Origin of the sequence: Pseudoalteromonas gelatinilytica (assembly GCF_001641615.1) — a bacterium.
GTDB classification, from domain to species: Bacteria; Pseudomonadota; Gammaproteobacteria; order Enterobacterales; family Alteromonadaceae; genus Pseudoalteromonas; species Pseudoalteromonas gelatinilytica.
In genome coordinates this window covers 273744-299334 of sequence record NZ_LRRU01000020.1, presented here as the reverse complement: position 1 = coordinate 299334, position 25591 = coordinate 273744, and the positions used below count along the sequence as shown (strand labels likewise).

The window sequence follows — 25591 nt, the reverse complement described above, 5'->3', positions numbered from 1 at the left end:
AAAGGTGTCTTTTAAATGACTAATTTATAGCATTTGTATTACAAACTTATGAAAAACGATTGGGTTAGTTTATTTGTCATAAAAACATCAAATTTAACCTTTCATGTCCCCTTATTTGGTTAAGTAAATTAACTAAAAAGACATCTCTAAAATTTACCAACTCATTGTTTAATAAACACTAAAATTTAAAAGATATCCCTGTTTTTTATAACGATGCCAGTTTAACCAAACTGCAATATTTCTATTCCATTCTTTGCCCAACTTTTTAAAACATCCAAAATAACCCGGAGTATTCAAGTGACACCATTTGCTCGAAATCGATTAGCGGCTTGCGTAGTACTTGCCTGTTCATCGTCGTATAGCTATGCAGCACAGACAAACGACTATAACGAAATAGAAGAAGTCGTTGCTGTTGCATCCCCTATAAAAGACAGCCAAAAAGCAGCTATCATGGCAAAGCAATCTGCCTCTAACTTTGTTGATATTGTTGCTGCTGATACCATTGGCCGCTTTCCTGACCAAAACTTAGCAGATTCATTAGGTCGCGTTCCGGGCCTTGCTATCGAACGCGATCAAGGCCAAGCCCGCTATATAAACTTTCGCGGTGCACCATTTCGTTACACCACAATTGCCATAGATGGCATGACCATTCCTGGCGCTGAAAATGGCCGTATTCCGCGTTTTGACAGCTTCCCGTCTGTTATTACTAGTCGTTTATCTGCCAATAAAGCAATTATGCCTGATATGCCAGGCGAATCGATTGCTGGTTTTATTAATATCGAAACTTTTAACCCGTTTGATGTCGAGGGTTTCTCACTAGCCACTGATGTAGGTTTAGGTAATCAAGCATTAGGAGATGGTGATATTAGTAAGTTTTCAGTGCGAACGTCATGGTCAGGCGAAAATGTAGGTATTAGTTTATTCGCATCACAAAACAGCCGTGAACAAATCACGGATAACCGCGAATTCGACTTAGAACAAGTGGATTCTGAGCTAGTTGTTAACGAACTTGATATGCGTAGCTATAAAGTAAAACGCGAAGACGAAGCCTATGGTGGTCGATTTGAATATCGTCCGAGCGATTCAATGAACCGTTTTTTCTTTAGTACGCTGTACAGCAAATTCCAAGATCACGAAGAGCGTAACCAGTATGTGTTTGATTTTGCAGGCGGTGCAGAAGCTGCGGGCAGCAATCTAGCTGCCGGTGAAACAGGCACAGGTCTTGCCATGGTAAGCCGCTCTTTAGAGTATGGTTTATATGAAAACTCAACATGGACCAACACACTCGGCGCTGATCTCCAGTTAGGTGATTGGTTTTTAGAAGCGCGTACAAACTTCACAAAAACCGAAAACGATGTGTTTTTACCCCTGCCTTACAGTTTATATGGCGCTGCGGTCGCAAGCTATGATGTATCAGATATTAACGACCCTCTTGTCACACTTGCACCAGGCACTTCACTTAACGATATAGACTATGGCTACGAAATGCTGCTGGTTTACGGCAGTGCGTTATCGATTGATAGCCTGCAATTTAAGCTAGACGCAGAAACTGACTTTGCTTTCGCAGGGCTTAACAACACCTTTAAAATGGGGCTAGGCCATGACCAGCGTGAAGCACAGGGCTATGGCACAAATGGTGGCATGGGATCACTATATGGGATCAATCCAAGTGACTATGTAACTGATCAAGCGTGGCATACAGATTTCACAAACAGCATTAACGGCACTTACTTCGACAATAAACAGCTTAGAGCAGATTTAGAAAGCGCATCAGGTGGTCTTACGGTCACCCCAGATAACGCCAGCAAAATCAATATTGATGAAAACATCACTACAGCCTATGCCATGGTGACCAACCAATTCAAATGGGGTTCTTTAGTCAGTGGTGTACGTATCGAAAGTACTGACTACACCAGCAGTGGTCCAGAAGGAGAACATTCTGGTACCTTCACTGAAGTATTGCCGAGTGTGAATTTAAATATTGATTTATCTGATCAAGTTAAATTCAGAGCCGCACTTTCAACGGGTATGAGCCGCCCTACTTACAATGAATGGCGCGCATCAGCATCGATTGATACCACAGAGCAAACCATCTCAGGGGGTAATCCGTTCTTAGAGGCAGAGTCTTCATACGGCGCTGATATGTCATTAGAGTGGTATGCAGGCGATGCAAGCCTTGTTGCAGTAGGCGCTTTCTACCGGCACATTGATGATGTAATTTATGCGGATACGACCTATGTAGATGCAGGTAACTACATCAGTGAGTTTGCCGGTGAACAATGGAAGTACACAGGGTTTATCAATGGTGACGAAGGTCACTTCCAAGGTATCGAGCTTAACTTTATTGGCCAAGCCAGCGATTTTATCTCTGAAAGTTGGGATGGCTTTGGTTTCTCTGCCAACCTAACCCTCTTAGACAGTGAATTTACCACGCTTTCAGGTAGCAGCTTTAGTTTACCAGGCACATCAGACATGATTTTCAACAGCTCTGTTTACTATGAAAACGACCTATTCTCCGCGCGTTTAAATTATCAGTATCGTGATGATTGGTTATCAACCACAGAAAACGACAGCATGGGTGAATATTGGGCTGCACAGACCCGTTTAGACCTTTCACTGAGTTACACATTAGCAGAGCCTGTGTATGGTTCAGATGTGAGTTTTTACGCCAACATCAACAACCTTACCGATGAAATTGACGTGCGTTACATCGGCACAGAAGCCACCCCTAACCAAATTGAACGCTACGGCCGCCGTTATATGGCGGGTGTTCGCATCAACTTCTAACCTACTTTTTAATTTTCAGCTCAGAGTTTAATCGCTCTGAGCTGACTAATAGCCAAGGAATAACCATGAAAACAATATTTAAAAAAATTGCCATTGCTGCTTTAGTCTCATCAACACTTGCAGCTTGCACAGCAACTACGCCTAAAGTCGCTATTGAATCCGCACAAACTAATTTTAATAATGAAAACTACCAAATTAGCTGGCAGCAAGATGTCTCTGCAGCTGTTGATGTTCTGGTATCAACAACACCAGATTTAACGAATGCAACACTCATTGCTGATGATATTACTACCAATGTATTTAATTGGTCACCAAGTGATAAGCATCAGCGTTATTACTTTTTTGTAAAACCAGAAAATGGTGAAGTAACTATGACCACAACGCGACTAATTCCACTTGAAGGTGGCCGTAACTTCCGCGACTTAGGCGGCTACAAAACCCAAGATGGCCGCACTGTAAAATGGGGCAAAATTTACCGTTCTGGGGTTTTAGCGAATCTAACAAACGACGACTATGCGCTTATCAATAGCTTAAATATCGATACCCTTGTTGATTTTCGTGCTAATTCAGAGCGAGATTCAGAAGTCACAGTGTGGGCTGCTGATAAGGTTGAAATCATCGACCGTGACTACGAAATGGACTTTGATATGGGACAAATCGGCAAAGTGCTTCGTGACCCTAACCTAAGCCGTGAAAAGCTCGAAAATGTGATGGTACAAATGTACCCGCGAATTGTAGAAGACCAAAAGCAAAACTACACACAGATGTTCGACCGCTTAGTAAATAAAGATGGCGGTTTATTGTTCCATTGTACGGCAGGAAAAGACCGTACAGGTATCAGTGCTGCATTGATTTTAACTGTGCTAGGCGTTGATCAACAGACAATTATGAATGACTATCTTGCATCAAACGACTACCTCGATTTTGAAAATATGCTTGCTAAGGACACTGGCAAAATGGACCCAAAATATGCAGCTATGATGCAGTTTTTTGCCAGCCTACCAAAAGAAGTAGCGATGCCACTTAAAGGGGTTACTCAGCCTTTACTTGAATCTGCAATTGAGAGCATGGAGCAGCAACACGGAAGCGTACTTAATTACATTCAAGCCGAATTAGACGTAAGCGATGAAGACATTCAAATCCTGCGTGCTAAGTACTTATTGTAAATAACACTGCATTCACTCCAAAGTTACCCTGTGTTTTTAGCGCCGGGTAACTTTATTCCATCATTATAAAACACCATGCGATTACCCCCTTCATACTTTGCTTTGTACATGGCTTTATCAGCACACTGAATGAGATATTCTGCGTCACCATAATGCTCAGGGAATAGTACGGCACCGATACTTGGCGAGTAAATAAGCTCTGCATCGTTATAAATTAAGGGTTGGCAAATCTCGGTTATTAATTCATCAACCATTTCGATGACGTCTCTTTTATGTTTAATGCTATTGAGGATCACTACAAACTCATCGCCCCCTAAGCGCCCTACACTGTCTTCTTTTTTGAGAACATGACGAATACGCATGGCAATGGTTTTTAAGAGTTTGTCGCCTGCACCATGACCATGAATATCATTAACTTGCTTAAAGCCATCAATATCGATAAACAGTACTGCAATCACGGTTGAAATGGTGTTCGCAATTGACAATGATTCCTCGAGCTGGGTGGTTAAGAAACTGCGGTTGGGAAGATCGGTCAGAGGGTCATGCCCTGCCATATAAATCAGTTTTTGTTCGAGCTTTTTTTGCTCTGTAATGTCATAAGCAATAGCTACTCTCACTTGCTTTTCTTTTGACCAATAAACAGACCACAAAACATGCACTACTCTGCCATCTTTTCTAACCCAGCGGTTTTCAAATCGTGGATGCTGATCATTAACCACTATTTGATTAATGGCATTGATGGTTTTGGCTCTGTCTTCTGGATAAACAAAGTCCAACATGTTTCTATTGATGGCTTCTTCTGGCGCGTATCCGAAAATTGTTTCAAAGGCTGGATTAGTAAAAAGTAACGTGCCTTTGGCATCAACTACGCATACTGCATCGAGTAGAAGCTCAATAATGTCTGACAAGTAATCCGATGTATCTATGTTCATACGCAACTTTTAAGCTAGGTCTACACTGAGTATAGACGAAACCTAACAAGTCACTGAAAGTTTAGACCTTAATTGGATATAACTTTTTACAAAGCCAAGCTGAAAAAGCACTGAATACGGCAATACCCGCAAAATCAGCGATTAAATCAACAAAATCTAGCGTTCGAGATTCTACAAAATACTGGCTTAGCTCTTCTAAAATCACAAATGTACTTACAATCAGCACAGCTAAATAAATAGGCCGCCCAGCAACGTTCATTGTTTTAAACTTAAAGGCAAGGTTGATGAATAGCGTAAGTAGTCCAAATAAGCAAAAATGCCCCAACTTATCACCGTAAGGAATTGCCGCAACAAGTTCGAAAAACACCGACTTTTGCCCAGTATTGGCAAGATAGATAACCCAACCAATAAAACCAAAAAAGCCGATAGCAATTAACACAAGAATACGTTGAAACATCTTTTATGGCGCCATATGTGAGGTTAAAAATAAAAATTGAAAGGCAATCACTTTATTCCAATAGTGCCAGTCATGAATACCCGGACGCTCAACATAATCATGGCGGATGCGCATGTTTAACATCGCCTGGTGTAGCGCTCGGTTTTGCTCAATAAAAAAGTCATCAACGCCTATATCAAGCATAATCGGTAAGGTATCAGCGCCTTTTTTCCATGCCGTATTGCCAGCAGCAATTTTATGAAGGTTATTAATAATGGCAATGCTATCCCATTTTTCTTTGTTTTCAGCGTAACTGCCTAGTACTTTTGCAAGGTCAAACTCTGCACTAAAAGGCCTAACATCAACTCCAGCAGATATTCCTGAAACTGCTGCAAACAGGTTTGGGTGATTTATTGCAATGTGCAAAGCACCAAAGCCACCCATTGATAAGCCTGTGATTGCACGGCCACTTTTAGACCGATTGGTCGAATATTTGAAATCGATATAATTTAGTAAATCGTCTGCGATGTAGGTTTCGTATTGCGAGTTTTTGTCGATATCAGAATCGAGATACCACGAACCGAAGTTACCATCTGGGTTAACTATGATGACATCATATTGGTCTGCCAGTTTTTCAATGTTTGTCAGCTTAGTCCAATCGCTGTGATTACCACTGTAACCGTGTAATACATAGATAACATTGTACTTTTTTGAGTCTTGATAGCCATCCGGTAATGTCACCGTTACAGGTTTTTCGATGGCAGTTTTTTTACCCTTAAATATGTGGGTATCGGTTTGGTATGCACAAAGCGGTAAGCTGAAAATGAGGGACAGCGTACAAAGCAACTTTTTCATCATTAATTCCTTTTTCTTATTATATTTTCATTTCTCAGACTAGATGTAAATAACTGAATAGTTGATAGATTTTAATCTTAGTTTTTAAATTAAATGAACTGCTAAAAAACCACTCAAATGGTATAGTAAGGCCACTTTGATATTTAAAAAGCGTCGTGTATGTATCGTTTATTTGAGCGGATGACTAATCCGTTTCCTAAAGAGCAACCCTCTCAGCCACCTAATAGCTTATTTGCTTTTTGCCGTCATTATACCCGTGGCATGGAGCTTTCATTGCTGCTGATGTCGTTAAGTGCCGCAGCACTCGCTATTTTAGAAGTATCGCTATTTAGTTACATGGGGCAACTGGTCGATTGGCTTGGTCAATACACCCCGGATACCTTGTTTGTTGAACAGCAGGCTGAACTGACAAAAATGGCAATTATGTTGCTGGTGGTGTTACCTATTGTCGTGTTCTTTCACTCAGCGGTGTTACATCAAGCGCTGCTTGGCAACTATCCTATGTCTATCCGTTGGTTAGCCCACCGTTATTTGCTTCGTCAGAGTGTTAGTTTTTATCAAAACGAATTTGCTGGCCGTATTGCGACAAAAGTGATGCAAACCTCATTAGCTGTTCGAGAATCTGTGATGAAATTACTCGATGTACTTATGTATATCGTGGTCTACTTTGGTGCTATGGTGTTTTTGGTCGCAGAATCTGACTGGCGTTTAATGTTGCCATTATTGATTTGGCTGGTTTTATACGCCGCTATTCAAATGTATTTTGTTCCTAAGCTAAAAAAAGTAGCCAGCTCGCAAGCTGATGCACGCTCAGAAATGACCGGCCGTGTGGTGGATAGTTACACCAACATTTCGACTATCAAATTGTTCTCGTACACGCAGCGAGAAGAGCAATATGCAAAAGATAGCATGGATGTGTTTTTACAGCCGGTATACAAGCAGATGCGCTTAGTTACTAGCCTAAACTTCTCTATTAACACGCTAAATTATTTATTGGTATTCAGTATTGCAGCCCTCTCTTTGTATCTATGGTCAATTAGCGCCATCAGTGTTGGTGCAATCGCCATTGCGGTAAGTTTATCACTGAGATTAAACGGTATGGCACAGTGGATCATGTGGGAGATCAGTAGTCTATTTGAAAACATTGGTACTGTTGCTGATGGTATGAAAACGCTATCAACACCGATTGAAGTGGATGATAAAGAAAACGCGAGTACCCTTGAGGTTAATAAAGGGTCGATATGCTTTGATAATGTGCAATTTAACTATGGTAAAGCTGCCAACGAAACCCATCGCGGCCCTGTTATCAATGGTTTAAATCTAGATATCAAACCGGGTGAAAAAATAGGTTTAGTGGGTCGCTCTGGTGCGGGTAAATCTACCTTAGTGAATTTATTACTGCGTTTTTATGATGTTGATTCAGGCACAATTCGTATTGATGGTCAAAACATCGCTGAGGTAAGCCAAGAAAGCTTACGTAAGCACATTGCGATGGTGACGCAAGATACCTCACTGTTACACCGCTCAGTAAAAGATAACATTCTTTATGGTAGACCCGATGCAACTGAAGATGAAATGCTTGCGGCCGCAAAGCAAGCAGAAGCAATTGAGTTCATCGAAGACCTTGAAGACAGCAAAGGCAATAAAGGCTTTGCCGCACAAGTTGGTGAACGCGGTGTGAAGCTTTCTGGTGGTCAACGTCAACGTATTGCTATTGCACGAGTCCTTCTAAAAGATGCGCCAATTCTTATATTGGATGAAGCAACCAGTGCGCTTGATTCTGAAGTTGAAGCCGCGATTCAAACTAGCCTAGACGATTTAATGACTGGCAAAACTGTAATTGCCATTGCACACCGTTTATCAACTATTGCGCAAATGGATAGGCTCATTGTACTTGATGAAGGTGGCGTGGTTGAACAAGGCTCTCATGAGCAATTAATCGCACAAGGTGGCATCTATGCTGCCCTGTGGTCACATCAAACCGGTGGCTTTATCGGCGTTGAGTAGCTAGGTTTTCACTATTAAAAAAGGCATTGAATGAATTTTCGTTCAATGCCTTTTTTATTGTTAGCAATGCTGTTTAAATCAAACGTAAACCAATCATAACTAGCATCACACTATTTGCCAAAGCAGCGATTAAAAAGAAATAGCTGCGTGGGCTTGGGTTCTTCTCAGTAGCCACACCATAATACAGCAGCATATGAATGATTCTGGCTATCACATACATCCAAATACACAGTGCAAATGCACTACTGTTCAAGTTTAAAAAGAACCCAAGAAATACGGTACCTAAAAATAACGGGCTATTTTCTAATGTATTCATAAATGTGCGATGTGAACGAAAAACAAAGCTGTCATGGCTTAATGAGTTATCGAGTTTACCAGGCACTGCATTGGGTTGTTTGGCTTTAGTGACAGAAGCAATTATCCACTGAATAGTCAGCATAATTAGATAAACATACACAGCTGCGTATGCTGAAAAAGTAAGTTCAGGCATTTTCATTTCCTTTTGTATAACAACATGAATGCCTATCCCTTGCAAAAAACCAACCAAACCACAAATTAAAATAACTTACTGATTTTAAATGATTATCTATTTATTGAAAACTATGTATGCAGTGCCACTGCTACCCACTTTATATAAAATTTACAGAGTGGATTGGTATTAGTTAACACGCGAACTTTACGCGACTCACCTCTTTTACTTTACCCTTGCTTCGACTCTCTATAGTCTTAAGATCTGTTTTATATAACGATAGCTGTTTTATCTATCCGTTAATGTACTAAAAATAATAATAAAAGGTTTTATCATGCGTTTAGGACCCGGACTTCTTGTCACCGCTGCTTTTATCGGCCCAGGTACCATCACCACTGCCAGTGTTGCTGGTGCTAATTTTGGCTTTGCTCTTATTTGGACTTTATTGTTCTCTGTTGTAGCGACTATTTTGTTGCAATCCATGGCTGCTCGTCTTGGTGTGGCTACAGGACTTGATTTAGCGTCTGCACTTAGAACCACCATTCAAACACCAATTTTTAAAGCCCTGGCTGCTATATTAGTAATAAGTGCAATTGGTATTGGCAGTGCAGCCTATGAAGCAGGCAATCTGACTGGTGCCAGTTTAGGACTGCAAGAAATAATGCCGTCAATAAGCCCAATACTCTGGACTCCCCTTATTGCAATTTTAAGTGCAGTGCTTTTGTATACTGGCAAACATAAAGTCATTGAGGGGGCGTTAATTGTTTTAGTAGTGTTGATGAGCTTAGTGTTTATTTCAACGCTAGTGATGGCGGCTCCACCACTTGGGGAAGTACTAAAAGGCTTTATACCCAGCTTACCAGAGGATTCTCTCACTACCGTGCTTGCCTTAATTGGTACAACTATCGTGCCCTATAACCTATTTTTACATTCAGGCGTGCTTGCTGAAAAACACGATAGCTCAAAAAACATCGACAAAGTCATCAAAGAAACAAATCTTGATACCAGTATTTCGATTACTTTAGGCGGCATAATTACGTTAGCCATTTTATCGACAGCCTCAGTGGCATTTTATGGGACCGACGCTGGTAAAATATCAGCGGCAAATATGGCTGTGCAACTTGAACCTCTTTTAGGTGGTATGGCTCATTATTTCTTTGCTATCGGTTTATGTGCGGCCGGGCTTACTAGTGCAATAACGGCCCCTCTTGCGGGTGCTTACGCTGTTTGCGGGATGCTTGGCTGGTCAACGCAAATGAGTAATACACGCTTTAAACTCGTTGCTATTGTCATCCTTGTTTTCGGTGCGCTGGTCGCATCGCTTGGGCTTGATCCAGTTGCGGTTATTATCTTTGCGCAAGCTGCCAATGGTTTATTACTTCCAATTGTGACCTGTTATCTTGTTTGGTTAGTGAATCAAAAATCTGTGATGAAAGGCTACACTAATTCGCTGTTACTTAACCTTGTGATTGTGCCAGTAATACTGCTTATATTTGGCCTTAGCCTTTATAAACTAAGCAATCTAATTTTTTAGCTTTTAGTTTGAAAATATGTATTAAAAAAAGGCCGCAAATTTGCGGCCTTTTTCATATGCTGAACGCTTATTTAGTATAAGCGCGAGGCATCGTTGAGTCAGTTGTATAACGGTCGCGTAGTTTGTCTTGACGCGCTTCGGTAGAAACTTCTTCACCGTTGATCCACATTTTGCTCACGTGAGCTTTAAAATCAAACGGATCGTCAGACCACATTACAAGGTTTGCACGCTTACCTTTTGCAATCGTGCCCGAGTTTAAGCCAAAAACATCCGCAATATTACTGGTTACGGCACTTAGTGCACCTTGCTGGCTCATACCGTAAGACACAGCATTACCTGCATCAAAGCGTAATTGGTATACATTGTGGCTTGAATCACCCGCAACACCAATAATGACTTTAACACCGGCTTTTTCAAGCTTCCCTGCGTTAGCAAGGTTTGCATGAAGTGAGTCAAAGCTGCCTGGTAAGTTTGCCATTGAGCTGATGATCACAGGCACGTTAGCTTTAGCGAGTGTATCAGCAACCACAACGGCATCATCACCGCCATGAATTACTAAATTAAGGCCATAAGTTTCTTTCAACTTAACAAGCTCATAGATGTCTGATGCACGTTGAACACTCGCAATCAGAGGCATATCACCAGCCAGTACAGCTGCTAGCACTTTTTGCTCTGTCGATGGCTCTTTTTTGTCATCTTTTTTAGCTGACTTTTCGCCTTCAAGCTTGTCGATAAGTGTTTTCATCGACATAGCACGTGAGCCTTTGCTCTTTTCGCCTAGGTGAACAACAAGTGCAACTTGCTTTTTATTCACACTTTCAAAACTACCTGATAAGTCAACCACAGAGGCAAGACCCGCAAAGATACTGTCACCACCACTTGGTACAATTACATCCTGAGTAATGCCGCCTTTGCGAGCATAAGGAATTAAGCTACTGCGAGGATTAAATGCAAGGCTTGGATCAAAATCAATCCCCGCTTTGTCGTCACCACCATCACGTGAGCCATCAACTGCACCCACTTCGACTAAGCCTAACTGGTTCATTGTGCCAATAAAGCCAGCAGTTACGATTTGGCCTTTGGCGTCAATCGTTGTATCCACGTTGATAGAGGCAGGGTTAATAGCAACAATTTTGCCATCTTCAATAACAACGCTTGCGCCTTCAAGTACGCCTTGCTCTGTTGAAGTGTGTAGTGTCGCATTGACAATCGCGAGTGATGCAGCACTTGCTGTCGCAGAAAATAAGCCAGCAGCAACAAGTGACAGCTTTAATGATTTAGTTAATTTTGTCATCAATGTTACTCCTATTTTTGACCTAGCATGAAATCGCTTTGTGCTTGGTATTTATCATCGTTGCGATCATACACTTTGGCACCATCGATAAATACTTGTTCAGCTTTTGCATAAACACTGAATGGGTTTTGGTTCCAGATAACCACATCAGCTTGCTTACCAGCTTCAAGTGACCCTGTTTTATCATCAATACCCAGTGATTTAGCCGCGTTTGAAGTGATCCACTTAATTGCGTGTTGCTCAGAGATGTCGTAACCCACATCATTCGCGCGGTACATTACTTTACCGGCTTCTTGGTTTAGGCGTTGAATAGTTGTATCAGAATCTGAGTGAACAACAGCACATGAATTTTTAACTGCATCAACAATTGCTACGTTCTCTTGAACCATATCGTAGGCTTCCATTTTAAAGCCCCACCAATCTGGCCAAAGTGCCGCACAGTTACCGTTTTCAGCCAGTAAGTCAGCAATTTTGTATGCTTCAACACCGTGATGGAAAGTACCAGAGTGATAACCAAACTCTTTACCGAGATCGATCATCATGGCCATTTCTTCTGCTTTATAACAGTGGTTATGAATTAAAATGTCACCTTCTAACACACCCGCTAGCGTATCTAGCTTAATGTCACGATGAGGTGCTGCAGGGTTTTTACCAGCAGCATAGTCACTTTCGTATTTATCCCACTCGCGCTTGTACTCTGTTGCGTCAATCCACGCTGTGCGATAGCCCGCCATGTTACCCATACGCGTTGATGGTAAAACACCTTTACGACCATAAACACGTTTTGGGTTTTCACCACACGCCATTTTTAAACCATACGGTGCATCAGGGAATTTCATACCTTGCATCGTGTGCGATGGAATGTTTTTAAGCGTAACACCGCGGCCACCGATTAAGTTTGCTGAACCTGGTAGAATCTGTAACGACGTAATGCCGCCTTCACGAGCACGGTTAAAACCAGGGTCTTGTGGCCATACTGAATGCTCAACCCACACTTCTGCAGTCACTGGGCTAGTCATTTCGTTACCATCTTGGTGAGAGGCCACCGAAGGAGTTGGGTATGCACCTAAATGTGAGTGCACATCAATAATACCTGGTGTTACCCATTTACCTTGTGCATCAATAGTTTTGTCTGCTTGAACAGATAGGTCCTTACCTACTTGTTGTACTTTGCCATCAACAAAGAAAACATCTGCATCATCTAAGCGTTCACCTGTGCCTGTTAATACAGTAGCGTTGGTGATTAACGTACTTTGCGATGCAAGTGGCTTATAGGTGCTTGGGTATGGGTTTTTGTTAATTGAGACTTTTGGATCTTGTGGGCCATTGTCTTGGCAGCCCGCTAACGCGACACCAAGCGCCATAACCAACACGGATGGAGCAAATTTTTGCATTATGTTGTTTCTCCTTTTTATTATTCATTTACTTTAACTAAATGTTAATGTGAATGCGAACAAAAGAGGCCAGTCACCAATTTTCAAGATGAATAACCAGCCCGCAGCGTTCTATTTCTTTATGTAGTTGTTATATAGCTGCTCTAACGCACCTTCGGTAGTTAAACTCGGATCTTTGTTGATAAAATGTTTCACCGTGCGAGTTACAAAGTCTGAATTCTGTTTATGCTGCTTCGCAAAACTTTTAATCAGTGAATCAGCATCATTTGCTGCAGTTACTTTTTCGTGTCGATGGCGGTATTGACTTAAAGCACGGTTAAAATCACCGTTATAATCTTCTACCACCAGCTTATAGAATTCTGTTCTGTCTACGTTCAAATCCTTAATGCAGTAGTTAAGCGCGTCTTTAAAGTCATAAAAGACTTTGCCTTGCACATCAAATTCGGCACGCTTCTCACGAATAGTGACACTGGCATCTTCAGTTGCATAGCTATAACCTTGAAATGCTACTCGCTCTGCTGCCTCTGCACCTAACTTCATGCCTGCTTTAATACTGTGCACAAACTCATCACTCATATCGTGAAGTTCACTCTCATGCCACATGTGATAAATTCTCAGCGCTTTTGCATACTTTGTTGAAAGTTTCTTTTTAAGCTTTGTAACTCGCCCATCAATCGTCAGCACTCGCTCGTTATGCAGTAATGCAAAGCACTCATAACATGCTGGAATTGATATAAATTCAGCCTCTTCGCCTAAATCTATAATGCTTTGCAGCATATGCAGTGGCGGACAAAAATCTCGCTCAGTTGCTTCACAACCACAATAAAAACATTGATTAAAGTGTTTTGATTCAGATGCATAGGCTTGTTGATAATAGCCTGCTAATTTTGTGGTCACTCATGCTCCTTATACTCTGATTAGCCTTTTTAAGAAAAGCTAGAGTTAATACTTAAATGTAACAGCTACGTAAAAATTAAGCCTTTAATACGAGCCAAAACACGTTTTAAAAAAATAAATGAAAAAAAATTCAGCCTATTTGTGTCAAAATTCACACTTTAAAATAGCACTTATCAAGCGGTTAGTTTTACTTGTTCACATCTACATACTTACTTACATCTTGTCGATTTTCATTAACAGCAATTGTTCTTGTTTAGCGTAATACTTTAAATGTGCCCAGCAAACAGGAAGTGTGAAGTATCCATAAAAGCGAGGTCGCACATACTAAACGTAATACGGACAACAACTGGAGAGAAAGATGAATACGTTAACTACAGCACTAGGTACAGCATTAATTTTAGGTTCTTCATTAGCAGCAACTGATGCAAGTGCAGCACAATTTGTCGCAGCAGATAACTCGCCTGGCACGCAAGCTTGTATGGCCATTGCTTCTAACAAACCATTAAACGTATCAAGCACAATGCGCGATCTACGCTTAAGCAAACGAGTAATGACAGAAAAACTACTTTGCAATGATATGACGACTGATAAGTTTGCAAGCACTTATGGTTTTCATAACTCTGCGAAATACTTAAATTTTGAAACAGCAACTAAAACAAGTATTCAAGATATTGCTAAAGTATCTGATGACACGGTGATTGTTATTGCTGGTTCTAAATAATGATGAATTCACTGTAGCAGGTCTTTAAAGGCCTGCTACAAGTTTCTTCTTCGTTAAACGAGCGCAGCTATCAGGCCAAATAGGCCGCCAAATACCCCACCCCAAATCACTAACCAACCTAAATGTTCTTTGATCATGGTTTGAATAATATCTTTTACCATCGTTGGCGTAAGCTCATTCAAACGCTCATCAACTAAACGCTCAACTGTACCGTGTAATGAGCCACCAAGATGAGAGTTGGCAAATAGCTTTTCATCAAGAATGGTTTTAAATTCGTCGCTCTTCGAAATATCAATCACCGCCGCTTTCATTTTTTCAATAAAAGGCTCTCGCATTGGCTCGAGCGCATCACGGCCACCAAACATCGACAGCATGCCACCAAATTGAGAGTTTTCGATAACCTCAATTAAAGAGTCATAAGCCGGACTTAAATTAACTTCACTGATCACAGGCTCTAAATCAATATTTGGCTTAGCGAGCGCCATGACCTGATCTATTTTCTCTTCGGCGAAGAACTCGGTCATTATCAGGTTACGAATAGCCACTTTAAAAGAGGCAAACTTTAGAGTGATAACCCCAGAGCCGTATAAAAATGGTACTTTTTCGAATAGCATGTGAATAGCAAGCCAGTTAGTTACTGCGCCCGATAACGCAAATAAACCAACAGAAAGCACAATTGCTTGTTCAAATAAAAATCCGACTAATACTAAGGCAAGCGCCACTAAATTAGTAATGAGACTTTTATTCATCTGACCCCTCATAAATACTTCGATAAACTTTAACAATATTAACGCTATGGGTTTGTTAATTCATCGTCTTTTTGCCATAGTTTAATTATATGGTTAAAAGGTGAACAAAATTATGTGGAATTCGGTGAATGAACAGATTAGCCAAGCGATGCATTTTGATTTTAAGCATACCTTTAAGCGCCAATTACAATCACCCAATAACGATAAATACTTCCAAATTGGCGATGATTTACACCACTTCTTTGTGAAAGTCGCTCATTTAAGCGATCTGGAGCGCTTGGAGTGTGAAGCCTTTAATCTAGAGCTGTTAACACAAGAAAGCCTATTTATGATCCCTGATTGCATCACCACAGGTTGCAATATTGAGTTTTCATTTATCGTGCTTGAATGGTTAGAACTTGATAAACAGCCCCATACTAATTGGCATGAAATGGGGGAACACCTTGCCCATTTACACCAAAAGCATACCCAAGCCATGTTCGGCTTAGATAACGATAATTTTCTTGGCCCTACTCTACAACCAAATCGCTGGCACAAAAAATGGGATGTCTTTTTTGCTGAAGAACGCATTGGTTGGCAATTGCAGTTATTACAAGAAAAAGGCATTGAGCTTGTCAATCAAGACACCTTCATCACTTTTGTAAAAGACGCACTACATAGCCATGTTGTAGAGCCTTCGTTATTACACGGAGATTTTTGGCGCCGAAATATGGGCTTTTATAATAATGTGCCCAGTGTGTTTGACCCTGCTTGTTATTATGGTGATCGAGAATGCGATATAGCAATGAGTGAGCTTTATGCACCACTCCCCGATAGCTTTTATGATGCCTATAACGATATCTACCCATTGCAGGTAGGTTATGAGCAACGTAGAGCTATCTATCAACTATATCCTATGCTCAATAATGCCAACATATTTGCAGGACACTATCTTACTGAAGCAAAACAACAAATTGATCAGCTACTGAAATAAGCGCGAATTCACTGTAAAAGGAATGTCACAAACCCCTAAACACAGCTATATTTAGCTTATAAAGCGTATTAATAAAGATGCTAGCCGTTTGTTGTAGCGCTACGCTTATACCAATTCGGTTAGTGAGTTATATCAATCTTATTAAATCTAGATTCATTTTTAATGAGTTAGGTTTAATTTAGATTGCAATTTAACGAACTCAGGCATGCCTGATTAAGGTAAAAGCTGATGAAAGACCAATACACACAACGAATTTCATGCCCGCACTGTGGCCACCACATTCACGTAGCACTTGATGCAAGCGAAGGTGACCAAGATTACTATGAAGATTGCGCAGCATGCTGTAACCCTATCCATTTGAATATGCATATCGATTACGCAAACAACAAACTTGAATTACATGTCGATAGTGACGACGAGCAAATTTTTTAATTTGCTCGTTTGCTATATTTATTTAGCTCGTTTTATGTAATTATTTTGCTTGTTGAGAAAGATAATTTTCGACCGTGTTGATAATGGTATAAGTTTGCTGATCAACTTCGATATTTAACTTATCACCTTCGCGGTAGTTATCGAGATTGGTAATAGAGAGTGTTTCTGGGATCAGGTGTAGCCAAAAGCCCTGCTCATCAACTTCACCTACAGTGAGGCTTGCCCCGTTAACACTCACAAATCCTTTATACAGCACGTATTTTTGCCACTCTTTTGCTAATGCTAATTGCATTTTACAGTTGTCTTGATGGTGGTTAATTGAAAGTATTTCGGCCATACAATGAATGTGGCCCGATACGATATGCCCGCCCAACTCAGTCCCAAAAGTCACTGAACGTTCGAAATTCACCGTGTCATTGACAACAAGCATACCTAAGTTGGTTAACTTTAATGTTTCATCTATCACATCAAAATTTATAACACAGTCACCTTCAGTGGTAGATGCAAACTTCACCACCGTTAAACAACAACCATTAATGGCTATGCTCGCGCCGATATTCAAGTTTTCAGCATATTGCTGCTCTACTTTTAAAGCTAGCCTTAGTACACCGCCTTGGTTTGTCGCATCAACGACAACGGCTTGCGTTTGCACAATTCCAGTGAACATCGCTTTCTCTTTTCTTTATTAAATAGATAACTGCGATTTTTATTGATCTATGAATAGATTACAATGGCTGTCTGTTTATTTAGTCGTGTAATTTATGTCTTTTTGTAGTTGGGAAGCCAAAAGGTTAATTTCGTTAGCCATTCCTGTTTTTTTGGCACAGGTAACCCTTATTTTAATGACGGTTGTAGATACCGTGATGGCAGGCCAAGTAAGTGCAAAAGACTTGGCAGCACTTTCTATTGCAACGGGTATTTGGAATCCGTTAATGCTTGCATTGCAAGGCATATTATTGGCGTTGACGGGTATCATAGCGCAGTTTGCTGGTTCAAACGATAAACAAGGTATTAGCCACTACTTTCAACAAGGTCTGTATCTGGCGTTAGTACTTGCCATAATCGGTTTAGGGCTGGCAAGCCTTGCTGATACTGTGCTTAGTCAATTAGACACCTCACAGTCTATTACCCACTTAGCTGAGCAATACATTCATTTTGTTAAATGGGGTATTTTTGGTTTTTTACTTTTCAGTGTGTATCGCAATATCACTGAAGGAATGGGAATGACCAAACCTGCTTTTTACATTAGCTTAATTGGCTTAGCGGTCAATATTCCAGCCAACTACGTATTTATACATGGTAAATTAGGTTTTCAAGCCTACGGTGGCGCGGGCTGTGGTATTGCCACCGCACTTGTATTTACTGCAATGGCGTTAACTCAGGTTATTTATTGCCACTTTAATAAAAAGATTGATGCCAAAGCATTATTAGCAAATTTCGAAGCGCCAAAGCCCGCTACTTTATGGACTATCACCAAAGTGGGTATTCCAATTTCATTAGCTACCTTTTTTGAAGTCACGCTATTTGCTTGTATTCCTTTGTTTATAGCGCACTTAGGTGCAGTTGCCGTTGCGGGTCACCAAATTGCGGCCAGTGTAACGACACTATTGTTTATGATGCCGTTGAGCCTCTCAATTGCCATTAGCATTCGAATAGGCAACTTATTTGGCCAACAACATTATCTGCAGTTAAAAAATGCCGTTAAAACGAGTTATATTCTCGCGGCAATTATTGCTTTTCTGCTGGCAAGTGTGACCTTTTTTGCTCGAGATATAATAAGCCAATTGTATTCTGACAACCCTGAAGTATTGGCGCTAGCTTCTTCAATCATGGTACTGGCTTGTATCTACCAGTTACCAGATGCCCTGCAAGTTTCAGCCAATGGTATTTTACGGGGATTAAAATACACGGCACCGATTGGTTATATCACCTTTGTATCGTATTGGTTGATCGGCTTTGCGCTTGGCTTCGTACTTGCTCGTACAGATTTAATTGTTCCAGCAATGGGCCCTCATGGCTTTTGGATAGGCATTATTGTGGGGTTAAGTGCCGCAGCAATTATGTTGATGTTCACGGTTCATAGGCGATTTAAACATGCACCTTTTTTGCAAAACCAATAGCCTTTTAAACTCTATCATCGCAACAGCGTGCGTGGCACTTATTGCCTGCACGCCCTCTTCGGGTGATGTAAATCACACCTACGCGCAACGATTAGAAAACGTGCTTAAAACTGAAAGTTTTAAACTATCTAAACCCAGTACACTAGCTGTTAACCACTTCACTGAAAATACTGAAGATAAAGAAACCATTGGCATGATCGAGCTTGCCCAATTACGTCAATGTAAACTTGCAACCCTTATTGCTGAGCACAATAACCAACTTGGCAAAACAGCAACGCCTGCTAATGTTCTTAGTTATCAAATTAAGTTTATTCAAAGTGCAAATGAGTGCTTAGAAAGCTTTGAAGAACAAGATGATCTATTTGAAAAAATAAAACTCACCGCAGGACAAAAGCAAGCAAACCTTGCTAACTACTTTAAAGCTATGCTGCTCAACGAAACCGAGTTTAAGCAAAGCTGGCAGCTAAGCTCGACACACATTGATGAAAACACCGCAGGTTTTAGCGAAACCGTGAGTGCGATGGAGCAAATTGCTAAGTTAAACAATCAAATTAATACCGGCAAAATAAACGCTATAGAGCCTGAGCAAATCATCAGCCAACTCGAAGTATTAAATCGTTTTAAATACAACAAGCTACTTATTTCTGCGGCTCGTGTGCAAACACATTACAATCAACAATTAACAGCGCTGCTCATGCAGTATTCAAAAGATGATCTCTGCCCTGCCAACAAGAATAAACAAAAAGCGCAAACGCTTAGCAATGTGTTTAAAAAGTTTTATTTAGAGCAACTACAGCCTTATCAATCATTCTTAGTGGGTAGATTAGAAACCCTACAACCTCTTTACCAGCAAATATGGCATGACACCGAAATGGCCCAGTTTGTAGATAGCGACAGTAATGACGCAATTTTACAAAGTCTTAAGCACTCTGCGAAAAGCCATGTTGCTTGGTGGCAAGGTTTTTACAGAACGTGCGAAATTAGTCCGTTATGAATAAAAAACCAGCACTTAGCACAAAAATAGCTAAAGCTGCTTGATTCACACAACCAGTCGCTATATATTAGCCTCCGTTGTTTAGCCACGCTAACAACAGTTTTAAATCAAAATACAACCGTAGCTCAGTTGGTTAGAGCACTACCTTGACATGGTAGGGGTCGGTGGTTCGAATCCACTCGGTTGTACCATGATTTAGGTATAACCAAAGGAAAGAGCACTACCACTCTTAATGGCCCGGTCCAAAGGTCGGTGGTTCGAATCCACTCGGTTGTACCATGATTTAGGTATAACCAAAGGAAAGAGCACTACCACTCTTAACGGCCCGGTCCAAAGGTCGGTGGTTCGAATCCACTCGGTTGTACCACTCTTGATTTTAACATCTCAGTACGACCGTAGCTCAGTTGGTTAGAGCACTACCTTGACATGGTAGGGGTCGGTGGTTCGAATCCACTCGGTCGTACCAATTCTAATTTTCTTAGTTTTAATTATTCTATATCTCAGTTTTTTAGAGCACTACCATTCTTAATGGCCCGGTACAAAGGTCTGTGGTTCGAATCCACTCGGTCGTACCAATTCTAATATTCCTAATTTTAAATATTTTGTAGCTCAGTTGGTTAGAGCACTACCGCTCTCTATGACCCACGCCGAAATCGGTGGTTCGAATCCACTCGGTCGTACCAATTATTAATGTTCCAAATTTAAAATATCTGTAGCTCAATTGGTTAGAGCACTACCGCTCTTAATGGCCCGGTCCAAAGGTCGGTGGTTCGAATCCACTCGGTCGTACCAATTATTAATGTTCCAAATTTAAAATATCTGTAGCTCAATTGGTTAGAGCACTACCGCTCTTAATGGCCCGGTCCAAAGGTCGGTGGTTCGAATCCACTCGGTCGTACCAATTTATTCAAATTCCTCATAATTTTATTATCCTAAAATCAATATTATACAGCTGAAACTCAGTTGGTTAGAGCACTACCGCTCTCTATGACCCACGCCAAAAGTCGGTGGTTCGAATCCACTCGGTCTACCCTAGCGCCTAGCTCCTAGCTCCTAGCTCCTAGTACCCAGCCACTTGTAACTTGAAACTAGCCCCTCGAAACTTATATTCGGAAACTAACCCACCTGTTCCCCTAGCGAAAATATCCTCTCTACTAACTGCCACTTACTTTGTTGATTATTGCTTCCCACGTTCTGAAACTGCTCCATTAGGCGCTCCCATTGTTGCACCTTTGGGTTCATTACATCTTGTTTTGCTTTTTCTGTAAAGCTAAATGAATCATCGGTTTGCAGTATCATGATAAGGGTTGTGCCAACACGATGAATCGCCATGTCTGTAATTCCTGAATCGCGAATAGCACTTATGACTTCAGGCCAAACTTGCTTAGGGCTATGGTATTGCTCGTAGGTAGCTATAAGCTCTGGGTCGTTTTTTAGCTCTAATGTAAGGCAGTACTGCATCCGACTCTCCTTTTATTGTTTATGAATAAATACAACACGATACGCAAAAATCGTAATTGCAACAAAACACAGCATAGGTAATAAAAATGACGCTTGTTCAGCACTTAAAAAGGCAATGGGGTTCGCATCAATAATCATCCCTTGTAATGGTGGCATTAATGCCCCGCCAACGATTGCCATTACCAGCCCCGCAGAGGCAATACTGGCATCTGCTTTTAAGCCATTTAGCGCAATGCCATAAATAGTTGGAAACATTAAAGACATACAGGCAGAGGTGGCGACCAAAGAGTAGAGCCCTACTTCACCGCCGATAAAAACCACCAAACACATCAAGCTCGCACCGGCTATTGCAAACCACATTAATAACAACCCCGCTTTAAACCAATTAAGTAGGTAGGTGCATAAAAATCGGCTCGCAAGAAAAAAGCACATAGCAATAATATTAAAATGCTGCGCCTCGGCTGCACTTAGCCCTACTTCAGCCATGCCGTAGTGAATAATGAAGGTCCAACACATAATTTGAGCACCCACATAAAACACCTGTGCTACTACCCCTTCACGATAGGGTTTGTTGTTTATGAGCTTTATAAATAAAGGCTTTAATGCTTGATCGCGTTTATCTGATGCCATGAGCTGTGTATTCGGCAACCGATAAAACAAATAAACAAACAATAAACAGATCACAACCAATGCAATTGCCACATACGGAGTGCGAATAGTCACTAAATCAGCGCTTTGCATGAGTTGGTGTTGTACAGGATTGGTTACTGCAAACTGCTGTAGTGCATCGGTTAATTTACCATCGACAACCGAAGGTAGCATTTGCGCATACTCGGGATGTGCTGCTTTTTCTTCTGCGCGAAACTTTGCAACATGAAGATTATTTAAAATCAGGTTTGAGGCCACAAACATGCCAAGTAAAGAGCCTAATGGGTTAAATGCTTGCGCTAAATTAAGTCGTTTGGTTGCAGTTTGTGGGCTACCCATTGATAAAATATACGGGTTTGCCGTTGTCTCTAACAGCGCTAAACCACAGGTCAAGATACATAATGCCGCAAGAAAATAGTTAAACTCGCCATACATACTTGCTGGAATAAACAATAAAGCCCCAACAGCATAAAGACCAAGCCCTAAAACGATGCCGTATTTATAACTAAAGCGTCGAATAAACAACGCAGCAGGAATTGCCATCACTCCATAGCCTAAATAAAACGCAAATTGCACCAAGCTGCTTTGTGTGTTTGAGATCAAGAAAATATCTTTAAATGCTTTAACTAAAGGGTTGGTTATATCGTTTGCAAAACCCCAAAGCGGAAATAGTGCCGCAACCAAAATAAAAGGGATCAGCATGTCATTTGATACGACGCGGTCCTTGTTACGTTTCGTGTGTGTTCTTTTGTGTGTGTTCATAAACAAGCCTGTTGTTTTAATACAAGGCTCACTGATTACTCGCTATGCCATGTAAAATCGATTCAAACAATGTCAAACCAGTTTATATAGACACACATATTTCATGTAGAAAATCACCATCAGCCAGAGTGATTTTTGTACAAATGATTAAACATAAAACATCGCTACAGCCAAAATTTCATATACAAAAACCTGTTTAAAATACGCGCTAAACGCGTTGACTCACTTCATACCCAAACATATTTTACAAAGAAATTCATTTTTCAAATCGTTGCAGATTAACAACGTGAGATGGCTATGGCTGAGAATAAATTTGTACAGTTACACCCACACGATAATGTCATTGTTTGCTGCCAATCGGCGCAAAAAGGCGAACAAATTAACATTGCAAATCAGGTAATAACACTCGATTCAAGTGTCACCATCGGACACAAAATTGCCTGCCAAGATATTGCTGCTGGTGAGCAGATTTTAAAGTATGGGGCTTCAATTGGCTCTGCGACTGAAGCAATAAAAACGGGCCAACATGTTCATCTTCACAATATGAAAAGTGACTACATTGCCAGTCACACTCGCCATTCTGTAACGGGAGAATAATATGCGCGGCTATTTAAGAAACGATGGTTCAAAAGGCATTCGAAATAGCCTAGTTGTGGTTTATTTGGTTGAGTGCGCACACCATGTGGCACGCTCTATCGTCAATAAGATGGATCATCCAGATGTGCAACTAATCGGTTTTCCGGGCTGCTACCCAAATAACTATGCCCTGGCGATGATGAAAAACATTTGCACCCACCCTAATGTGGGCGGTGTTTTATTAGTATCACTAGGCTGTGAAGGTTTTAATCGTGAGTACTTGAGCGATGCGATTGCTGAGTCTGGTCGCCCAGTCAATACCCTAGTGATCCAACAAAATGGCGGCACCAAAAACACCATTGCCAAAGGCATTACCCAAAGCCAAATCATGCTTGAGCAACTTGCTCAATGCCCAATTGAGTACATGCATCTCGATGAGCTCGTCATTGGTACTATTTGCGGTGGCTCTGATGGTACCAGTGGCATAAGCGCAAACCCGGCAGTTGGTAAATGTTTTGACCGATTAATTAGCGCGGATGCAACCTGCATTTTTGAAGAAACCGGTGAACTTGTCGGTTGTGAGCAAATCATGGCTCATCGAGCCGAAAGTCCAGAACTCGCCAAGCAACTTATTAATTGTGTTGTCAAAGCAGAAAATTACTACGCCAAAATGGGCTATGGCAGTTTTGCCCCAGGCAATGCGGAAGGCGGCTTAACAACTCAAGAAGAAAAATCAATGGGCGCCTATGCCAAGTCTGGCGCATCGCAAATAAACGGCATTATCAAACCAGGAGAAAAGCCAAATAAAAAAGGCTTGTTCTTAATGGATGTGGTGCCCGATGGCGAACCTATGTTTGGTTTTCCGAATATTTCAGACAACCAAGAAATTGTCGAAATGATAGCCTCAGGAGCTCATATCACCTTATTTACCACAGGCCGCGGCTCTGTCGTTGGTTCTGCCATTTCACCGGTTATTAAAATCTGCGCCAACCCAGAAACCTATGCAAATCTCAGTGATGATATGGATATAAATGCCGGCGCTGTTATTGAAGGCAGTAAAACCGTTAAGCAAGTGGGTGATGAGATTTTTGAGTTGATTGTTCGAGTTGGCAATGGTGAACAAACCAAATCAGAGCAAATGGGACATCAAGAGTTTTTATTAACGTATAAAACCTTCGATAGCATTGGGCCTGCGTGCTTGAAATAAAGCTGAGGAATTCATCATGAGCAATTACTTTAACCACCTTTACCCAGACGTTGCCGACCTTAAGAAAAAAGCCAAGCAACGCATTCCTCGCTTTGCCTTCGATTACCTTGAAGGCGGTTGTATGCAAGAGCATGGTGTAAAACGAAATAGAGATGACATCAATAGTGTGCAATTACGCAGTGAGCTATTAAAGCCATTTACAGGTAGCAGCCAAACTGTCGAGTTATTTGGTCATACTTACGCGGCCCCATTTGGTATTGCGCCTGTTGGTTTACAAGGATTAATGTGGCCAAAAGCCCCTGAGATTCTTGCTAAAGCCGCCGCTGAAAAAAACATTCCTTATGTGTTAAGCACGGTTTCGTCATCTAGCCTTGAACGAATCGCAGAAGTATCACAAGGCCATGCGTGGTTTCAGCTTTATAACCCAACGGATGAAAAGATTAGGCTCGATTTACTCAGTCGCATCAAAGCAGCTCATTACCCTGTGCTAGTGGTCACCGTTGATGTGCCTACCTTTGGCTACAGACCACGTGATATTCGAAATGGTCTAGCCATGCCACCGAAGATGACGTTGTCTAATATTCTGCAGATGCTAGCAAGACCCCGCTGGCTTTATGAAACCGCCCTTGCTGGCAAGCCAGAAATGGAAACGCTCAAGCCGTATATGCCAAAAAATATGCCTACCGATGAGCTGGCAGCTTTTATGAATAAAACTGTCATGGGCCGCGTTGATCTGGAAGGTTTAAAACCGATTCGCGATTTATGGCAAGGGCCTTTGATCATTAAAGGGTTGATTAATGAGTCTGATGTACAAGCGGCCATTGCGCTCGGCGCAGATGGGGTTGTTATGTCAAATCATGGCGCGCGTCAGCTAGATGCCGGTGAATCTCCCGTCAAACCACTGCAAACAGTCGCTGCCAAGTATTCAAAAGACATCAAAATTTTTATGGATAGCGGGCTTCGTAGCGGAACAAACATTGTGAGTGCACTTGCAAGCGGTGCTGACTTTACATTCTTAGGCAGACCCTTTGTGTATGGCGTGGGTGCCCTTGGCGATAAAGGCGGCATTCACACCATCAATGCCTTGATGATGCAAATCACCCAGATCATGAACCAATTAGGTTGCGCCACTGTATCTGAACTGCCCGATTTTTTGGTGAAGTAACACAAACTGCTT

Annotated in this window: 23 protein-coding genes and 2 tRNA genes; 14 read left to right on the top strand and 11 right to left on the bottom strand. The window is 41.3% G+C overall.

Annotation, left to right across the window (positions count from 1 at the left end):
* Nucleotides 1–297: 297 nt before the first annotated feature.
* Both NH153_RS14330 and NH153_RS14325 read left to right on the top strand, forming a co-directional pair.
* Entirely contained in the window at nt 298–2787 is a 2490-nt protein-coding gene (locus NH153_RS14330) for a TonB-dependent receptor (protein ID WP_063705007.1), read from the top strand.
* Nucleotides 2788–2852: 65 nt separating this feature from the next.
* A complete protein-coding gene (locus NH153_RS14325) occupies nt 2853–3953 on the top strand; it encodes a tyrosine-protein phosphatase (protein ID WP_063705005.1) in 1101 nt (366 codons plus the stop codon).
* 23 nt (nt 3954–3976) lie between these two features.
* Here NH153_RS14325 and NH153_RS14320 read toward each other — a convergent pair whose 3' ends face one another.
* From NH153_RS14320 to NH153_RS14310, 3 genes are all read right to left on the bottom strand, one after another.
* Complete coding sequence (locus NH153_RS14320; protein WP_063705003.1) at nt 3977–4885, bottom strand: sensor domain-containing diguanylate cyclase; 909 nt, start codon at nt 4883–4885, stop codon at nt 3977–3979.
* A 61-nt stretch (nt 4886–4946) separates the two neighbouring features.
* Nucleotides 4947–5342 (bottom strand): VanZ family protein, encoded by a 396-nt coding sequence (locus NH153_RS14315; RefSeq protein WP_063704997.1) that lies wholly within the window; start codon nt 5340–5342, stop codon nt 4947–4949.
* A gap of 3 nt (nt 5343–5345) precedes the next feature.
* Nucleotides 5346–6179 (bottom strand): alpha/beta hydrolase, encoded by an 834-nt coding sequence (locus tag NH153_RS14310; protein ID WP_240494376.1) that lies wholly within the window; start codon nt 6177–6179, stop codon nt 5346–5348.
* A 156-nt stretch (nt 6180–6335) separates the two neighbouring features.
* Between NH153_RS14310 and NH153_RS14305 the strand changes: the two genes are divergently transcribed.
* Complete coding sequence (locus NH153_RS14305; protein ID WP_063704992.1) at nt 6336–8183, top strand: ABC transporter ATP-binding protein; 1848 nt, start codon at nt 6336–6338, stop codon at nt 8181–8183.
* A 73-nt stretch (nt 8184–8256) separates the two neighbouring features.
* Here the strand turns inward: NH153_RS14305 and NH153_RS14300 are convergent, their stop codons facing one another.
* Nucleotides 8257–8673, bottom strand: a complete 417-nt coding sequence (locus NH153_RS14300) for an MAPEG family protein (RefSeq protein ID WP_063704989.1) — start codon at nt 8671–8673, stop codon at nt 8257–8259.
* Nucleotides 8674–8986: 313 nt separating this feature from the next.
* Here NH153_RS14300 and NH153_RS14295 point away from each other — a divergent pair, with 313 nt between their 5' ends.
* The gene (locus NH153_RS14295) at nt 8987–10186 is read left to right on the top strand and encodes an Nramp family divalent metal transporter (RefSeq protein WP_063704987.1); all 1200 of its coding nucleotides are present in this window, start codon (nt 8987–8989) and stop codon (nt 10184–10186) included.
* A gap of 67 nt (nt 10187–10253) precedes the next feature.
* On the opposite strand, the gene NH153_RS14290 is transcribed toward NH153_RS14295, so the two are convergent.
* The 3 genes from NH153_RS14290 to NH153_RS14280 all read right to left on the bottom strand — a co-directional run bounded on the left by NH153_RS14290 (nt 10254) and on the right by NH153_RS14280 (nt 13771).
* Nucleotides 10254–11480 carry an amidohydrolase family protein gene (locus NH153_RS14290; RefSeq protein ID WP_063704985.1) on the bottom strand — a complete coding sequence of 409 codons (1227 nt, stop codon included), beginning with the start codon at nt 11478–11480 and terminating at the stop codon, nt 10254–10256.
* Nucleotides 11481–11491: 11 nt separating this feature from the next.
* Nucleotides 11492–12874, bottom strand: a complete 1383-nt coding sequence (locus NH153_RS14285) for an amidohydrolase (protein ID WP_063704983.1) — start codon at nt 12872–12874, stop codon at nt 11492–11494.
* A 111-nt stretch (nt 12875–12985) separates the two neighbouring features.
* Complete coding sequence (locus NH153_RS14280) at nt 12986–13771, bottom strand: hypothetical protein (RefSeq protein WP_063704981.1); 786 nt, start codon at nt 13769–13771, stop codon at nt 12986–12988.
* A 358-nt stretch (nt 13772–14129) separates the two neighbouring features.
* Between NH153_RS14280 and NH153_RS14275 the strand changes: the two genes are divergently transcribed.
* The gene (locus tag NH153_RS14275; RefSeq protein WP_063704979.1) at nt 14130–14492 is read left to right on the top strand and encodes a DUF3718 domain-containing protein; all 363 of its coding nucleotides are present in this window, start codon (nt 14130–14132) and stop codon (nt 14490–14492) included.
* 53 nt (nt 14493–14545) lie between these two features.
* Here NH153_RS14275 and NH153_RS14270 read toward each other — a convergent pair whose 3' ends face one another.
* The gene (locus tag NH153_RS14270) at nt 14546–15241 is read right to left on the bottom strand and encodes a hypothetical protein (protein ID WP_063704977.1); all 696 of its coding nucleotides are present in this window, start codon (nt 15239–15241) and stop codon (nt 14546–14548) included.
* Nucleotides 15242–15353: 112 nt separating this feature from the next.
* Between NH153_RS14270 and NH153_RS14265 the strand changes: the two genes are divergently transcribed.
* Both NH153_RS14265 and NH153_RS14260 read left to right on the top strand, forming a co-directional pair.
* Nucleotides 15354–16214: a fructosamine kinase family protein gene (locus NH153_RS14265; protein ID WP_063704974.1), complete on the top strand. Its 861-nt coding sequence runs from the start codon at nt 15354–15356 to the stop codon at nt 16212–16214.
* Nucleotides 16215–16442: 228 nt separating this feature from the next.
* Nucleotides 16443–16646 carry a CPXCG motif-containing cysteine-rich protein gene (locus NH153_RS14260; protein WP_063704972.1) on the top strand — a complete coding sequence of 68 codons (204 nt, stop codon included), beginning with the start codon at nt 16443–16445 and terminating at the stop codon, nt 16644–16646.
* A gap of 40 nt (nt 16647–16686) precedes the next feature.
* Here the strand turns inward: NH153_RS14260 and NH153_RS14255 are convergent, their stop codons facing one another.
* The gene (locus NH153_RS14255; RefSeq protein ID WP_063704969.1) at nt 16687–17313 is read right to left on the bottom strand and encodes a riboflavin synthase; all 627 of its coding nucleotides are present in this window, start codon (nt 17311–17313) and stop codon (nt 16687–16689) included.
* Nucleotides 17314–17407: 94 nt separating this feature from the next.
* On the opposite strand from NH153_RS14255, the gene NH153_RS14250 reads away from it, so the two are divergent.
* The 4 genes from NH153_RS14250 (at nt 17408) to NH153_RS14235 (ending at nt 20226) form a co-directional block, all read left to right on the top strand.
* Complete coding sequence (locus NH153_RS14250) at nt 17408–18766, top strand: MATE family efflux transporter (protein WP_063704967.1); 1359 nt, start codon at nt 17408–17410, stop codon at nt 18764–18766.
* Nucleotides 18741–19760 (top strand): DUF3080 family protein, encoded by a 1020-nt coding sequence (locus NH153_RS14245; RefSeq protein WP_063704965.1) that lies wholly within the window; start codon nt 18741–18743, stop codon nt 19758–19760. Before NH153_RS14250 ends, NH153_RS14245 begins: the two co-directional genes overlap by 26 nt.
* A 114-nt stretch (nt 19761–19874) precedes the next feature.
* Nucleotides 19875–19951, top strand: a tRNA-Val gene (locus NH153_RS14240).
* 198 nt (nt 19952–20149) lie between these two features.
* Nucleotides 20150–20226: transfer RNA gene (locus NH153_RS14235), tRNA-Val, on the top strand.
* 650 nt (nt 20227–20876) lie between these two features.
* Here the strand turns inward: NH153_RS14235 and NH153_RS14230 are convergent.
* A complete protein-coding gene (locus tag NH153_RS14230) occupies nt 20877–21221 on the bottom strand; it encodes an L-rhamnose mutarotase (RefSeq protein ID WP_063704963.1) in 345 nt (114 codons plus the stop codon).
* A gap of 12 nt (nt 21222–21233) precedes the next feature.
* Nucleotides 21234–22631 (bottom strand): L-fucose:H+ symporter permease, encoded by a 1398-nt coding sequence (gene fucP / locus NH153_RS14225; RefSeq protein WP_063704961.1) that lies wholly within the window; start codon nt 22629–22631, stop codon nt 21234–21236.
* A gap of 297 nt (nt 22632–22928) precedes the next feature.
* Between fucP and NH153_RS14220 the strand changes: the two genes are divergently transcribed.
* From NH153_RS14220 to NH153_RS14210, 3 genes are read left to right on the top strand one after another with little or no spacing between them, the layout of a single operon-like run.
* The gene (locus NH153_RS14220; RefSeq protein WP_082874096.1) at nt 22929–23228 is read left to right on the top strand and encodes a UxaA family hydrolase; all 300 of its coding nucleotides are present in this window, start codon (nt 22929–22931) and stop codon (nt 23226–23228) included.
* 1 nt (nt 23229) lies between these two features.
* On the top strand, nt 23230–24414 hold the full coding sequence (locus tag NH153_RS14215; protein WP_063704957.1) for a UxaA family hydrolase: 1185 nt from the start codon (nt 23230–23232) through the stop codon (nt 24412–24414).
* Between the two features lie 16 nt (nt 24415–24430).
* Entirely contained in the window at nt 24431–25579 is a 1149-nt protein-coding gene (locus NH153_RS14210) for an alpha-hydroxy acid oxidase (protein WP_063704955.1), read from the top strand.
* The last annotated feature ends 12 nt before the right edge of the window (nt 25580–25591 follow it).

Coding starts and splice junctions, on each gene's coding strand:
- NH153_RS14325 (WP_063705005.1), top strand. CDS start 2,853: ATGAAAACAATATTTAAAAAAATTGCCATTGCTGCTTTAGTCTCATCA.
- NH153_RS14320 (WP_063705003.1), bottom strand. CDS start 4,885: ATGAACATAGATACATCGGATTACTTGTCAGACATTATTGAGCTTCTA.
- NH153_RS14315 (WP_063704997.1), bottom strand. CDS start 5,342: ATGTTTCAACGTATTCTTGTGTTAATTGCTATCGGCTTTTTTGGTTTT.
- NH153_RS14310 (WP_240494376.1), bottom strand. CDS start 6,179: ATGATGAAAAAGTTGCTTTGTACGCTGTCCCTCATTTTCAGCTTACCG.
- NH153_RS14305 (WP_063704992.1), top strand. CDS start 6,336: ATGTATCGTTTATTTGAGCGGATGACTAATCCGTTTCCTAAAGAGCAA.
- NH153_RS14300 (WP_063704989.1), bottom strand. CDS start 8,673: ATGCCTGAACTTACTTTTTCAGCATACGCAGCTGTGTATGTTTATCTA.
- NH153_RS14295 (WP_063704987.1), top strand. CDS start 8,987: ATGCGTTTAGGACCCGGACTTCTTGTCACCGCTGCTTTTATCGGCCCA.
- NH153_RS14290 (WP_063704985.1), bottom strand. CDS start 11,480: ATGACAAAATTAACTAAATCATTAAAGCTGTCACTTGTTGCTGCTGGC.
- NH153_RS14285 (WP_063704983.1), bottom strand. CDS start 12,874: ATGCAAAAATTTGCTCCATCCGTGTTGGTTATGGCGCTTGGTGTCGCG.
- NH153_RS14275 (WP_063704979.1), top strand. CDS start 14,130: ATGAATACGTTAACTACAGCACTAGGTACAGCATTAATTTTAGGTTCT.
- NH153_RS14270 (WP_063704977.1), bottom strand. CDS start 15,241: ATGAATAAAAGTCTCATTACTAATTTAGTGGCGCTTGCCTTAGTATTA.
- NH153_RS14265 (WP_063704974.1), top strand. CDS start 15,354: ATGTGGAATTCGGTGAATGAACAGATTAGCCAAGCGATGCATTTTGAT.
- NH153_RS14260 (WP_063704972.1), top strand. CDS start 16,443: ATGAAAGACCAATACACACAACGAATTTCATGCCCGCACTGTGGCCAC.
- NH153_RS14255 (WP_063704969.1), bottom strand. CDS start 17,313: ATGTTCACTGGAATTGTGCAAACGCAAGCCGTTGTCGTTGATGCGACA.
- NH153_RS14250 (WP_063704967.1), top strand. CDS start 17,408: ATGTCTTTTTGTAGTTGGGAAGCCAAAAGGTTAATTTCGTTAGCCATT.
- NH153_RS14245 (WP_063704965.1), top strand. CDS start 18,741: ATGCACCTTTTTTGCAAAACCAATAGCCTTTTAAACTCTATCATCGCA.
- NH153_RS14230 (WP_063704963.1), bottom strand. CDS start 21,221: ATGCAGTACTGCCTTACATTAGAGCTAAAAAACGACCCAGAGCTTATA.
- fucP (WP_063704961.1), bottom strand. CDS start 22,631: ATGAACACACACAAAAGAACACACACGAAACGTAACAAGGACCGCGTC.
- NH153_RS14220 (WP_082874096.1), top strand. CDS start 22,929: ATGGCTGAGAATAAATTTGTACAGTTACACCCACACGATAATGTCATT.
- NH153_RS14215 (WP_063704957.1), top strand. CDS start 23,230: ATGCGCGGCTATTTAAGAAACGATGGTTCAAAAGGCATTCGAAATAGC.
- NH153_RS14210 (WP_063704955.1), top strand. CDS start 24,431: ATGAGCAATTACTTTAACCACCTTTACCCAGACGTTGCCGACCTTAAG.